At 63.7% G+C, this 14,423-nt stretch carries 7 protein-coding genes; 5 read left to right on the top strand and 2 right to left on the bottom strand.

The annotated features are described in order from the left end of the window. Positions 1 to 9: 9 nt before the first annotated feature. On the bottom strand, positions 10 to 822 hold the full coding sequence (locus J2S96_RS14050; protein WP_306864593.1) for a carbon-nitrogen hydrolase family protein: 813 nt from the start codon (positions 820 to 822) through the stop codon (positions 10 to 12). 281 nt (positions 823 to 1,103) lie between these two features. On the opposite strand from J2S96_RS14050, the gene glgX reads away from it, so the two are divergent. Together glgX and J2S96_RS14040 are read left to right on the top strand one after the other, a co-directional pair. Further along, positions 1,104 to 3,212, top strand: a complete 2,109-nt coding sequence (gene glgX, locus J2S96_RS14045) for a glycogen debranching protein GlgX (protein WP_306864591.1) — start codon at positions 1,104 to 1,106, stop codon at positions 3,210 to 3,212. A 129-nt stretch (positions 3,213 to 3,341) separates the two neighbouring features. Continuing rightward, a complete protein-coding gene (locus J2S96_RS14040) occupies positions 3,342 to 3,701 on the top strand; it encodes a barstar family protein (RefSeq protein ID WP_306864589.1) in 360 nt (119 codons plus the stop codon). 23 nt (positions 3,702 to 3,724) lie between these two features. Here J2S96_RS14040 and glgP read toward each other — a convergent pair whose 3' ends face one another. Next, a complete protein-coding gene (glgP, locus tag J2S96_RS14035; protein WP_306864586.1) occupies positions 3,725 to 6,343 on the bottom strand; it encodes an alpha-glucan family phosphorylase in 2,619 nt (872 codons plus the stop codon). Between the two features lie 131 nt (positions 6,344 to 6,474). Here glgP and J2S96_RS14030 point away from each other — a divergent pair, with 131 nt between their 5' ends. The 3 genes from J2S96_RS14030 to J2S96_RS14020 are packed head-to-tail and all read left to right on the top strand — an operon-like array spanning position 6,475 to position 14,043. Beyond that, the gene (locus J2S96_RS14030; RefSeq protein WP_370873114.1) at positions 6,475 to 8,553 is read left to right on the top strand and encodes an alpha-1,4-glucan--maltose-1-phosphate maltosyltransferase; all 2,079 of its coding nucleotides are present in this window, start codon (positions 6,475 to 6,477) and stop codon (positions 8,551 to 8,553) included. A gap of 5 nt (positions 8,554 to 8,558) precedes the next feature. Further along, the gene (treS, locus tag J2S96_RS14025) at positions 8,559 to 10,355 is read left to right on the top strand and encodes a maltose alpha-D-glucosyltransferase (protein ID WP_306864579.1); all 1,797 of its coding nucleotides are present in this window, start codon (positions 8,559 to 8,561) and stop codon (positions 10,353 to 10,355) included. 1 nt (position 10,356) lies between these two features. Next, on the top strand, positions 10,357 to 14,043 hold the full coding sequence (locus J2S96_RS14020) for a 1,4-alpha-glucan branching enzyme (protein WP_370873113.1): 3,687 nt from the start codon (positions 10,357 to 10,359) through the stop codon (positions 14,041 to 14,043). The last annotated feature ends 380 nt before the right edge of the window (positions 14,044 to 14,423 follow it).

Raw genomic sequence — 14,423 nt, 5'->3', positions numbered from 1 at the left:
AATGTGTGTTCAGAAATCCCGGCGGTTCGCCAGGACCGGGAGTTTGGCCCGCGCCTCCTCGACGGCGGCCGCATCCAGTTCCGCGAACAGGAGGCCGGGTTCGGCGTCGAGCTCTTCCACCACGTTTCCCAAGGGGGACACGACGACGGAATGCCCCACTCCCGTCGGCGCCGCACCCTTGGGTTCACGGCCCTGGGTCGCGGGATCGGCCTGGCCGCATGCGAGCACGAAGGTCGTTGTGTCGATCGCCCGGGCACGCGCGAGCAGCTTCCACTGTTCCGCCTTCCCCGGCCCGGCTCCCCAGGAAGCGGACACGATATTCACGTCGGCTCCGCGGTCGGCATTGGCCGTGAAGAGGGCCGGGAAACGGATGTCGTAGCAGGTGGCCAAACCAAAGGTGAGGCCTCCGGCGTCGAACGTCACTGGATCGGTGCCGGCGTCGACGGTGTCAGATTCCGCAAAGCCGAAGGCGTCGAAGAGGTGGATCTTGTCGTAGCTGGTCTCCACTCCGGGCCCGGTGGCGATCAGGGTGTTCCGGACCTTGCCGTTGCTATTGCCGCCGGCGGCCAGTCCGGGGGTGAACATTCCGGCCACGATCACGATCCCGAGATCCTGGGCGATCTTCCTCACCCGCGTGGCCCACGGTCCATCCAAGGGCTCGGCGATGTCGAGGAGGGAATTCCCGAACGCCCGCATGGTCGCTTCAGGGAATACCACGAGCTCGGCGCCGCCCTCCTTGGCCCGGCGGGCGTAGTCTTCCACCAGGATCAGGTTGTCTGCCAGCTCGCGGCCGCTGATGAGTTGAGCAAGGGCGATTCGCACAGTTACCTCCGCATTGGTGTATAGCCAAAGTATGCAACGGACGCGCGGAGGATACGAACTCATCCGCACGCGGGCGGCGTATTGCGCGCGGCCGACACAATCAATTCAAGCGATCGCTCTCGCGAAAAACGCAATGAGCCGCCCCATACGGCATTTCAGCAGGTGAGCGGCTTGTTGCCCTTTACAGGGAGCGGCGGTGCAGCTCTGACCGCCGATCACGGGCACTGTCATATGGGCCGCAGGCAGGGGAGAATTGGTGCCGGAGACTAAACTCTCAACTAATGGTTATGCCGATTTTTGACACAGCATCCACAGTGGACGCCTCGCGGCCCTCGCCGCTCGGGCTGAGTGTTCCGCTGCCTGGGAAGTCCGCCCGCGAAACCCCCTCCCGGGACCAGGTGAACGTCGCTGTATGGGCACCCGGACTCAGTCGGGTCGACATCGCCTACAAGCCCCCCGGTGACTCCTGGAAAGTCCACACGCTGCCCAAACTTGAGGACGGTGTGCACCACGGGATTGTGAACGGGCTACCGGCCGGCACCCGCTACGGCTTCCGCGCGGCGGTCCCCGAGGACACGCTGTCCGCGTCCGTGCCTGTTCCGGACTTTGATGCCGACGGCGCCGAGCAGCTGTTGCTGGATCCCTACGGTCGGGCGGTGCACCAGCACGGGGAACTGCTGACTTCCGTACGGATGGAATCGGGTTTCGATTGGGGTGAGGACCGTCCGTTGCGCACGCCGTGGCGGGACAGCATTGTTTATGAGGCACACGTCCGCGGCCAGAGCATGCTGCACCCGGACATCCCGGAGCACCTGCGCGGCACCTACGCGGGAATGGCCCACCCCGCCATGATCGAGCATTTCCACTCCCTGGGAGTGACGGCCGTTCAATTGCTGCCCGTCCACTTCCACATGGACGAGCAGCACCTGCAGTACTTGGGCCTGACCAATTACTGGGGATACAACACCGCCGCATTCTTTGCTCCGCACGGCGATTACGCCACGCAAGCCGCCCAGCAAGCCGGTCCGCACGCTGTGCAGGACGAGTTCAAGGGGATGGTGAAGCTTCTGCATGCCGCGGGCCTCGAGGTGATCCTCGACGTCGTCTATAACCACACCGCTGAAGGCGGCCCTGACGGAGACACCACCAGTTTCAGGGGCCTCGGGGAGCAACGCTACTATCGGCACGATGCCCACGGCCGGTACCTTGACACGACCGGCTGCGGCAACACCCTCAATTTTGCCGAACCCAGGGTGGTGGATCTGGCCATCGATTCGCTGCGCTATTGGGCGGAAGAGTTCCACATCGATGGATTCCGTTTCGACCTTGCCGTGACACTGTGCCGCAACTCGGGCAACGAGTTCGATCCCGGGCACCCTTTCCTCAAGCGCGTCGCGGAAGACCCGGTGATCTCCAAGACCAAGCTCATTTCCGAACCGTGGGACGTGGGCTACGGTGGCTGGCAGACTGGGCGGTTCCCCAAGGGCTGGGTGGACTGGAACGATCACTTCCGCGACGGCGTCCGCCGTTTCTGGCTCTCAGAGCGCGGTGGCGCGGAAGCCGGGATCTCCGGCAGCACCATGGGAGATCTCGCCGACGCCTTGACGGGCTCGGCCCGGGTCTTTGAAGCTTCCGGACGTTCCAGGCTCGCTTCGCTCAACTTCGTCACGGCCCATGACGGTTTCACCCTGACGGATCTGGTGTCCTACGACCGCAAACACAACGAGGCCAACGGCGAGCAAAACCGTGACGGGCAGACCCACAGCCTCAGCTACAACCACGGATTCGAAGGCCGCACCGAAAACGAGACCATCCTCGCCGCGCGTGCCCTTTCAAAGCGGAACCTCATGACCACGTTGATGTTGTCCATCGGCGTCCCCATGATGACAGCTGGCGACGAACTTGGACGTACGCAGCAAGGCAACAACAACGCCTACTGCCAGGACAACCCGCTCACGTGGATCGACTGGACCCAGACACCCGAGTCGCATGAGATGTTGCGGAGCACCAAGCGGGTGATCCGGCTGAGGAAGGAATTCCTCCACGCCCAGGACCCAGGTTTCCCGGAAAGCGGTACGGGCCTGGAGTGGTTCGATGAAAAGGGCCAGCCCATGAGCGAGGCCCAGTGGCACGATCCCTCCCTGCGGATTGTGCAGCTCTTGGTGAGCTCGGAGGGCGGCGCGTATCGCGGCTTGATCGTGATCAACGGCAACAAGGCTGACCACAAGGTGGTCCTGCCCAAATTGATCGCCGAATCCGGCACGGGAAGCCGTATGTTCGAGCTGCGCCTCACTACGTCCGAGCTCAATGACCGCCGGCAGGGAGCACTCGTTGCGGCAGGCGAGCGGGAAGTCGTCCAAGGCAACACCATCAGCGTCTACCGTACCTAGGAACCAACGCCGTTGAGCGGGCACAGAAGCCGGCTGCCGTTGACCCTGGCCGGGCTGCGGATCGCCAAGTTCTACACGCCGGGCCGCTAGGCTACATTCAGGTTCGTCGTCGAAGGCAAGTAGGGAATCATGAAGATCTATTCCGCAGACACGTGGTCACTGGAAGAACTCCAGGAACAAGTGTCCGACGCCGGCCGCCGCACCGTCATGGTGCCGCCGGCGGCGGGCAAGAAGGCAGTCTTGGAAGTGTTCGGCCAAGTGCTCGATTTCCCCGAGTACTACGGGGTGGACCTGGATGCACTCAGCGATTCACTCCACGATTTCGCAGACAGCGTGTCCGAGGATGGCCAACCACCCGTCACCCTGATTTGGCAGGTTCCGGCGGCCTACCGGACGGACCGGTCCTTCGGATTGGTGTGCGAAATCCTCCAGGACGCCGAATCCTACTCCCGGCGGGACCTCGCCGTCATAGCGGTGTTCCAGCAGTAGCGCGCCCGGCGGCCGCTAGGCCGCTAGGCGTTGGCGATCAGCCCCAGTTCGGCCTTTGAGGCCAGGGAGGGGTGTTTCGGGAAGACGCGGACGGTGTAGCCGAAGGACCCGGAGCGGTTGATCAGGATGGATCCGGTGAACAGGTGGCGCCCGTTGCCGAGGTCCTCGAACGAGCTCAATTCGGCCATGGTAACGTCCGCCAACTCATCGCTTTCTTCAGCCCGACCGTAAGCCACCTCGACGCAGACGTCCTCCGGTGTCAGCGTATGCAAGGCGATGTAGGCGTTGACCTGGAGGATGTCGCCAATCTGCGGTTCCTCGGAGACGCCCACGGAGTCAACGTGTTCCACGATCAGTTGCGGCCAGGCGTTGCGGACCTTGGTGATCCACGCGGCGAGTTCCTTGGCTTCCTTGAACGACCCAGCTACGGCACGCCGTCCAGACTCGGCTGCCGGGCGGTAGAGGGTGTTGACGTAGTCCTGGAGCATGCGTTCGGCCGAGACGGCCGGGCCGAGGTGGGCGAGGGTGTGCTTGATCATGGAGACCCAGTGCGTCGGGACGGCTTCCGGGCCGGACTGCGAAGGCCCGGCCGCGCCGGCGTGTTCGGAGACCGTGGAGCCGTAGAAACGCGGGGCCACCTGGGTCTCCAGGAGCTCGTAGAGCGCGGCGGCTTCGATGTCGTCGCGTTCGGTGGGCGAGGCGTCGTTGTTCGCGGTCGGGATCGCCCAGCCGTTCTCGCCGTCGTACATCTCATCCCACCAGCCGTCCAGGACCGAGAGGTTCAGGGAGCCGTTGATGGCCGCCTTCATCCCGGAGGTCCCGCAGGCTTCCAGGGGCCGCAGGGGGTTGTTCAGCCACACGTCGCAGCCCGGGAACAGGGTGCGGGCCATCGCGATGTCGTAGTTGGGCAGGAACACGATCCGGTGCCGCACGGCGGGGTCGTCGGTGAACTTCACCAGGTCCTGGATCATTTTCTTGCCCGCGTCGTCCGCGGGGTGGGACTTGCCGGCGATGACCAGCTGGATGGGGTGCTTCGGGTGCAGCAGCAGCGCCTTGAGCCGGGCCGGGTCGCGCAGCATCAGGGTCAGGCGCTTGTAGGTGGGCACGCGCCGGGCGAAGCCGATCGTGAGCACGTCCGGGTCCAGCACGGTGTCCGTCCAGGCCAGCTCGGCGTCCGCGGCCCCGCGCGTCTTCCACGCCGCCCGCAAGCGACGCCTGACATCCTCCACGAGGGATACGCGAAGTTCCCGGCGAAGCCTCCACACGTCCTCGTCGCTGACGTTATAGGCGAGATCCCAACGTCCCGATGCCTCGGCCTCGGTTCCAAACTGCTGGCGGGCCAGGGCAGAGATGCGCGGATCCACCCAGGTGGGTACGTGGACGCCGTTGGTGACGGAGGTGATGGGGACTTCGGAGTGGTCGAAGCCTGGCCAGAGCCCGGAGAACATCTCACGGGAGACCACGCCGTGGAGTTTGGCCACGCCGTTGGCCCGCTGCGCCAGGCGCAGGCCCATGACGGCCATGTTGAACACCGCGGGGTTGCCGCCGTCGTAGTTCTCCCGGCCCAGTTCCAGGACGTTCTCCACCGGCACGTCCGGGGCCAGGCCGGCGTCGAAGAAATGCCTGATCTGCACGGCCTCGAAACGGTCGATACCTGCCGGCACAGGGGTGTGGGTGGTGAACACCGTGGACGCCCGCCCGGCGGCCAGGGCCTCGGACCAGCTCAGCGGCGCCTCGGAGGACATCAGCTCCTGGATGCGTTCGATGCCCAGGAACCCGGCGTGGCCTTCATTGGTGTGGAAGACCTCCGGGGCCGGGGTGCCGGTGAGCCGCTGGTAGACCCGCAGCGCCTTCACCCCGCCCATGCCCAGCAGCAGCTCCTGCTGCAGGCGGTGGTCCCCGCCCCCGCCGTAAAGGCGGTCCGTGATCCCGCGCGCGGCGTCGTCGTTGGCCGGAACGTTCGAATCGAGCAGCAACAGCGGCACCCGCCCGACGTCGGCCCGCCAAATGTGCGCATTGAGCTTGCGTCCGTTCGGCAGCGGCAGCGAGATTGTCACCGGCTTGCCGGTGCCGTCCTCGGACGGTTCGCGCAGCAGTGTCAGGGGCAGGCCGTCCGGGTCAAGGACCGGGTAGGTTTCCTGCTGCCAGGCATCCCGGGACAGGGACTGCTTGAAATAGCCCGCCTGGTACAACAGCCCGACCCCGATCAACGGCACACCCAAATCCGAGGCAGCCTTCAAATGATCCCCGGCCAGGATCCCCAAACCACCCGAATACTGCGGAAGGACCTCGGTAATACCGAACTCGGGCGAAAAATACGCGATGCACGACGGAGCGTCCGGCCCCAGCCCCTGGTACCAGCGCGGTTCGCTCAAGTACCGGTCCAGATCCGCAGCCGCGTGCTGGACACGCTCCACAAGTTCATTGTTGGAAGCAAGCTGGTCCAGCTGATCGCGGCTGATTGACCCGAGGAGGCTTATTGGATCGTGACCGCTTTCCTCCCACAATTCCCGGTCAAGGCCCGCAAAGAGTTCGCGGGTAGGCCGGTGCCACGACCAGCGCAGATTCGTCGCGAGACGCGCCAGTGGCCGGATCGGTTCAGGGAGCAGAGTACGGACTGTAAACCTTCGAATTGCCTTCACGAGCGCCACACTAATCCACTCGATGGACGGCAGGAACAGCTTTGGGTTTCTTTTAGGTAAATGACACATTGCGCGGATGAGTCTGCGGCACCTCTTCGCAAAATGTGATTTTTCTCGCTAACGTCGAGGTTGTGACCACTACTGCAGCACCGCGATCCAGCTCAGCATCCAAGTCCAAGCAGAAGAACGGTATCCCCGAAGGCCTGAGATTCGGCAGATTCCCCATCACGGCCGTGCAGCCCGTGATCGAGGAAGGCCGGTTCCCGGCCAAGGCCTTGCCGGGTGAAGATTTGGTGGTAGGCGCCACGGTCTTCCGTGAGGGCCACGACCAACTGGGGGTGAGTGCAGTCCTGCTGGACCCCAGGGGCAAAGAGCGCCAGCGGGTGCGGCTTGCCCCGGCGCCAGGTGAACGTGGCAAGGGAACCGACCGTTGGGAGGGCTTGCTGACCCCGACGTCTCCCGGAGCCTGGACTTTCGTGATCGAAGCCTGGCACGACCGCTATGGCACGTGGCATCACAACGCCGAAGTAAAGGTCGAGGCTGGCATCGATGTGGAGCTGATGCTCGCCGAGGGCGTCGCACTGCTTGCGGAAGCAGCCAGCGACAGCACGCGAAGCGGGGCGGACAAGCGCACCCTCCGCGCTGCCTCTGAAGTTCTCGCCGATACTTCGAAGACACCCGAGGAGCGCCTTGCCGCAGGCTTCAGCGCAGAGGTCGCAGCCGTCGTCGAGCGCCAGCCGATCCGTGAACTGGTGACCGTCTCGGAACAGTACCCGCTCCTCGTCGAGCGTGACCTCGCCGGGCGCGGAGCCTGGTACGAATTCTTCCCCCGCTCCGAAGGGGCCGTTCTCGATCCCTCCACGGGAACGTGGACTTCCGGCAACTTCACGACGGCGGCCAAGAGGCTCGACGCCGTTGCGGACATGGGCTTCGACGTCATCTACCTGCCGCCCATCCACCCGATTGGTTTCCAGCACCGCAAGGGACGCAACAACACCTTGACCCCGGGTCCGCAGGATCCCGGCTCGCCGTGGGCGATCGGTTCCGAAGCCGGCGGCCACGACGCCATTCACCCTGAATTGGGATCGTTCGAGGATTTCGACGCTTTTGTGGCCCGTGCCAACGAGCTGGGCCTCGAGGTAGCGCTGGACTTGGCGCTGCAGGCCGCCCCGGACCACCCCTGGGTGAAGACCAATCCGGAATGGTTCACCACCCGGGTGGACGGCAGCATCGCCTATGCCGAAAACCCGCCCAAGAAGTACCAGGACATCTACCCCCTGAACTTCGACAACGATCCGGCCGGCCTCTCCAAGGAAATCCTGCGGATCGTCTTCCTCTGGGTAAGCCACGGCGTCAAGATTTTCCGCGTGGACAACCCCCACACCAAACCGGTGTGGTTCTGGGAATGGCTGATCGGCAAGGTCAACAAAAAGTACCCCGACGTCGTTTTCCTCGCCGAGGCGTTCACTCGCCCCGCGATGATGCACGCCCTCGGCCGGGCAGGTTTCCAACAGTCGTACACGTACTTCACCTGGCGGAACACCAAAACGGAACTGGAATCGTATTTCCAGGAGGTCAGCCACGAAACTCCGGCGTACTTCCGGCCCAATTTCTTCGTCAACACCCCGGACATCCTCACTGAATACCTCCAGTACGGCGGCCCGGCCGCGTTCCGCATCCGCGCAACACTGGCTGCCATGGCCAGCCCGCTCTGGGGCGTATACGCCGGATTTGAGCTCTACGAGCACGTGGCGCGTCCCGGTGCCGAGGAGTACATCGACAACGAGAAATATGAGTTCAAGAACCGCGACTGGGATGCCGCAGCGGCCTCGGGGCACAGTCTCGCCCCGTACATCACACGGCTTAACGCCATTCGGAAGGCCCACCCGGCTTTGGGTGACCTGCAGAACCTGACACTGCATCACAGCACGGATGACGCCACCATCGTGTTTTCCAAGCACAAGACTTTGCCTGACGGCAGCAAGGACACCTTGATCATTGTGGTCAACGTCGATCCCCACAGCACCAGGGAAAGCACCGTGACCCTGGATCTCTCGGCACTTTCGCTGGATCCGGCAGACTTCACCGCCAACGGACGCTTCTGGGTGGATGATTTGGTCAGCGGCGAAAGTTGGGAGTGGGGCGAGTACAACTACGTCCGACTGGACGCGCACCAGGAACCGGCACACATTCTCAATATCCGGAGGTAGCCTTAGTGAGCTTTAATCCGCAGGGTCAGAGTCAGTACTTCACGCCGAAGAACACTTTCGAGCTAAACGCCCCGGGTCTTCAACATGATCCCCATTGGTACCGGAAGGCTGTTTTCTACGAGGTTCTGGTGAGGGCCTTCGCGGACGCGAACGGCGACGGTTCCGGCGACTTCCATGGCCTGATCGACAAACTGGACTACCTTCAGTGGCTCGGGGTGGATTGCTTGTGGTTGCCGCCGTTCTTCGATTCGCCGTTGCGTGACGGTGGTTACGACATCTCCGATTACACGTCCGTGTTGGACGAGTTCGGCACCATCAGCGACTTCAAGCGACTCGTTGCCGAAGCGCACGCGAGGGGCGTCCGGGTCATCATCGACCTCCCGTTGAACCACACCTCGGACCAACACCCCTGGTTCCAGGAATCGCGCAAGAACCCGGACGGCCCGTTCGGCGACTTCTACGTGTGGAGTGACACCGACGAGAAGTACCAGGACGCGCGCATCATCTTCGTCGATACCGAAGAGTCGAACTGGACCTTCGATCCGATCCGCCGGCAGTTCTTCTGGCACCGCTTCTTCAGCCACCAACCCGACTTGAACTTCGAAAACCCCAAGGTCATCGAGGCAGTTCACGACGTCGTAAGGTTCTGGCTGGACCAGGGCATTGACGGATTCCGGGCAGACGCCATCCCGTACCTCTTCGAAGAAGAGGGCACCAATTGCGAAAACCTGCCGGCCACCCACGCTTTCCTGCGGGACCTGCGCAAGATGGTCGACGAGAACTACCCAGGCCGAGTGATCATCGCCGAGGCCAACCAGCCGCCGCACGACGTCGTCGAGTACTTTGGCACGGAGGAAGAGCCGGAGTGCCACATGGCATTCCACTTTCCGATCATGCCGCGTCTGTACTACGCCCTCCGGGACCAGAAAGCCGCCCCCATCATCGAAACCCTGCGGGATACCCCGGGGATCCCGGCCGGTGCGCAATGGGGTACCTTCCTGCGCAACCACGACGAGCTCACCCTGGAGATGGTCACCGCCGACGAACGTGCCGCCATGCTGGGCTGGTACGCCCCGGACCCGCGAATGCGCGCCAACATCGGCATCCGGCGCAGGCTTGCGTCGTTGCTTGACAACTCCCGCTCCGAGATCGAGCTCATCAACGCGTTGCTGCTTTCCCTTCCGGGCAGCCCCTTCTTGTACTACGGGGACGAAATCGGAATGGGGGATAACATCTGGCTTGACGATCGCGACGCCGTCCGCACGCCGATGCAATGGAACCCGGACCGCAACGCAGGTTTCTCCCACGCCGACCCCGGCAAGCTCTACCTGCCCGTCATCCAGTCGCTGGTCTACAACTACAGCATGGCGAACGTCGAGGCCGAAGCAGCCCACTCAGGATCGCTCCTGCGCTGGACACGCCAGATCCTGAGCGTCCGGAAGAACCACCCGGCCTTCGGGCTTGGTGACTTCCGGCACGTTCCGGCAGACCATGAGGTGGTTCTTGCCTACTTGCGCGAGCTCCGGGAGGACAATCCGGAAGGCGAGGATGCCGAATCCATCCTGTGCGTTTTCAACCTGTCCCAACATCCGGTTGCCACCACTTTGGATGTCCCTGAATACGCCGGAAGGGGGCTAAGGGATGTGTTCGGAGGCCAACCGTTCCCCGGTATCGCCGCCGACGGCTCCCTGACCCTCACCCTCGGCAGCCACGACTTCTTCTGGCTCCGGGTACGTTCGGCAGGTTCCACCGGATCCTCCCCGTACACCCAGGCAATCCCGGTCCTTTCCATTGAAGGCTGATATGAGTCACATGGCGCCCACCACCGTCCTGTCCTCCCTGCTCAAGGAATGGCTGCCCCGGCAGCGCTGGTTTCCGGTCAAGGCAGGGTCATTCGAACTGGATTTCGTCGGCTCGTTCTCACTGCCTGCGCCCGCCGCCGGGACGGCCTTGGAGGTCCAACTATTGTCCGTCGCTTATGCCACGGCCGATGGCGGGAAGCAGACCGACATCATCCAAGTGCCGCTGAGCTTCCGTTCCGCGCCCTCTACCGCCTTGGGAAAGGCTTCAGTGGGCCGGATCGGCGGAACAAGCGAGCAGGATCCGCCCGTCTGGGTGTACGACGCACCCCACGATCCTGACTTCGTGGCGGCATGGCTCGATCTCATCCGGGGCCAAGCGTCCGCGGAGCCCGGGGAAGGGGAATGCACCGCGAGCGGACACACGGTCCAAGGCAGCCTGCGGCTGCCCACTGCTTCAGGTTCGGTGCGTGTTTCCTCCGGCGAGCAGTCCAACACTTCGGTGATAGTCGACGACGGCGAATCCGCGGGGATCGTGAAGATCTTCCGGGTCCTGTCGGTCGGCAAGAATCCCGAGGTGGAGGTAGGGGCGGCCTTGACGTCCGCGGGAACGAAGGAAGTGCCCTCCACGCTCGGCTGGATCACGGGGACATGGGAGGTGCGGACGCCCTTGGGTCGGAACGGCACGGCTTCGGCGGATTTCGCTGTTGCCCACGAGTTCCTCGCCGGGGGGCAGGACGCTTGGCGCCTCGCCGTCGACGCTGCGGCTTCAGGCAAGGACTTTACCGTCGAGGCCAGGCAGCTGGGCCAAGCGACTGCAACCGTGCATCGGCGGCTCGCGGAAACCCTGGGAACCGCGCAGGAACGCGTTCCGGGCCAAGACATCTCGCCGGAAGTAGCCCGGCGCGTCCGACAGTCGTGGGCCCAGGCGGGCGCCGCCGTCGGACCCCATGAGCAGCAGCTTGAGGCACTTCTGACCCAACTGTCGGGCACGGAAGCCGGGACGCTGCAGCGCATCCACGGCGACCTTCACCTGGGCCAGATCCTGTTGGTGCCCGGAGCCGCGGGCGAACCGGGCCGGTGGGCGATCCTGGACTTTGAAGGCGAACCCCTGAGGCCGATCGAACACCGGAATATCCCCGACGTCCCCCTGCGGGACGTCGTGGGGATGCTGCGGTCCTTTGACTACGCGGCCGGCGCGGCCGTCCGGGAGAATCCGGATGCGCGGGTGCCAGCCACTTGGGTTGACGACTGCGCCGAAGCATTCCTGGCCGGCTATAGCGACATCACTCCTGGCACTATTGACCGCCGCTCGCCCCTGTTTGTGGCATTGTGGCTGGACAAGGCCTTGTACGAGGTGATCTACGAGCTGCGGAACAGGCCGGACTGGTTGCCCATTCCGGTCAATGCTTCGCGGCAGCTCCTCGGAAACACGAGCCCCGGCACGGATGCCGCGGCGACATTGGAAGGTAAGGAAATGACAGGCTCAGCACGTACCGAACGGCCCCGAGTCCCGCTGTATGTGGACGCCGCTACCCTGGGCCGGGTGGCCGCTGGTGCGCATCATGCCCCGCACTCGGTGCTGGGCGCCCACCTTGACGACCATGGCCACGTCACCATCCGCACCGTCAAGCACCTCGCGTCGGAGGTGTCTGTTGTCACCGAAGCCGGTTCCATGCCGATGACCCACGAGACCGACGGCATTTGGGTGGCGGTCCTCGAACCGCTCCAACCCGGCCATGTGCCCGACTACCGCCTGGAAGTTGTCTACGGCGATTCCGCACCGGTGACGATCAACGATCCCTACCACTACCTTCCAACCGTTGGCGAAGTGGACCTGCACCTCATTGGGGAAGGCCGGCACGAACGGCTCTGGGACGCCTTGGGCTCCCACGTGCAGCACTACCGCTCCCCGCTCGGAGACGTGGACGGGGTCTCCTTCGCCGTCTGGGCACCGAATTCACAGGCAGTCCGCGTCAAGGGTGATTTCAACTCGTGGGACGGGCGGGAACACGCCTTGCGTTCGCTCGGGTCTTCAGGAGTTTGGGAAGTCTTCATCCCGGACGTTGTAGCAGGGGCGTGCTACAAATTCGAGCTGCTCACCAAGGCCGGTCACTGGGTGGAGAAAGCCGACCCGCTCGCCTTCGGCACCGAGGTTCCGCCAATGACAGCCTCCCGCGTGGTGGAGTCCGGCTACCGCTTCAAGGACGACGCCTGGATGACGGCACGGGCCAACAAGGATCCGCACAACTCGCCCATGAGCGTCTACGAAGTCCACCTTGGTTCGTGGCGCCTCGGCCTCGGGTACAAGGAACTGGCCAAGGAACTCGTTGAGTACGTGAAGTGGCTTGGCTTCACCCACGTCGAGTTCATGCCGGTGGCCGAACACCCCTTCGGAGGTTCATGGGGCTACCAGGTCACTTCCTACTTTGCTCCCACCTCCCGCTTCGGGCACCCCGACGAGTTCCGGTTCCTGGTCGATTCGCTGCACCAGGCGGGCATCGGCGTCATTCTGGACTGGGTCCCCGCACATTTCCCGAAGGATGCCTGGGCGCTCGCCCGCTTCGACGGCGAACCGCTCTACGAACACTCCGATCCCCGCCTCGGCGAACACCCGGACTGGGGCACGCTCATCTTCGACTTCGGCCGCTCCGAGGTTCGCAACTTCCTGGTCGCGAACGCCCTGTACTGGCTCGAGGAATTCCACATCGACGGGCTTCGCGTGGACGCCGTGGCCTCCATGCTCTACCGGGACTACTCGCGCAACGAAGGGGAGTGGTTCCCCAACATCCACGGCGGACGCGAGAACCTGGAGGCCATTTCCTTCCTCCAGGAAGTCAATGCCACCATCTACAAGACCCACCCAGGGGCCGTGACCATTGCCGAGGAATCCACGGCATTCCCCGGCGTCACCGCGCCCACCAACCACGGCGGCCTGGGATTCGGCCTCAAGTGGAACATGGGCTGGATGCACGATTCCCTCAAGTACATCTCCGAAAACCCGGTGAACCGCCGCTGGCACCACGGTACGGTGACGTTCTCCATGGTCTATGCCTTCACGGAAAACTTCCTGTTGCCCATCAGCCACGATGAAGTAGTGCACGGCAAGGGATCCATGCTGCGCAAGATGCCGGGGGACCGCTGGCAGCAGCTCGCCAACCTGCGGGTGTTCATGGCTTACCAGTGGGCGCACCCGGGCAAGCAGCTCATCTTCATGGGTACCGAATTCGGCCAAGAGGCCGAATGGTCCGAACAGCACGGCCTCGACTGGTTCCTTGCCGACATCCCCTCGCACCGTGGCCTGCAATTGCTTACCCGCGAGTTGAACACGCTGTACAGCTCGACGCCGGCCCTTTACGCCCGGGACAACGAGCCCGGCGGTTTCCAGTGGATCAACGGCGCGGACGCGGACCGCAACGTACTTACCTTTATCCGGTGGGACCACGACGGCAACCCCCTGGTATGCGCGGTCAATTTCGCGGGAAGTCCGCACCACGACTATGTGCTTGGCGTCCCGTCCGCCGGCGCATGGCAGGAAGTACTCAACACCGACGCCGAGGAGTTCGGGGGTTCGGGCGTGATCAACAGTGGTGAGCTGCTTGCCACTGCACCGGGCGCGGAAGGACAGCCTGCGGCGCTGAATGTCACGTTGCCGCCGCTTGGAGCTTCCTGGTTCACGCCGGTGAAGTAACTGTTCTGCTAGCCCGAACGCTGGCTAGCCCGAATGCTGGAGGGTCCGGAAGCACTGAGCTTCCGGACCCTTAGCGTTCGCGGGTGCTGTCTCGCGGGTGTCTCCCGGGGTACGTCACTGGCTGGGTTTTGGCTGGCGGGGGCGCCGTATGGCGGGGTTTTGCCTCCCCGGAGGACTGGTGGTATAGTTGTTAACCGCGCTGCTCCCCAGTGGAGATCGGTGAAGTTGACTGCGTTCCTCGTGAACATCAAGTCAAGAACGCCGGTTTGACCAGGAGGCAAGCAGCTGGTAAGTTTGGAAAGTTGCTCCGGAGCGAGTCTGGCCTTGTGGTTGGGTGGTGCCGGGTGTGTCTGTTGTTTGAGAACTCAATAGTGTGCCAA

Origin of the sequence: Arthrobacter bambusae, from assembly GCF_030812595.1 — a bacterium.
GTDB classification, from domain to species: Bacteria; Actinomycetota; Actinomycetes; order Actinomycetales; family Micrococcaceae; genus Arthrobacter; species Arthrobacter bambusae_B.
This window is presented reverse-complemented; position numbering and strand designations above follow the sequence as displayed.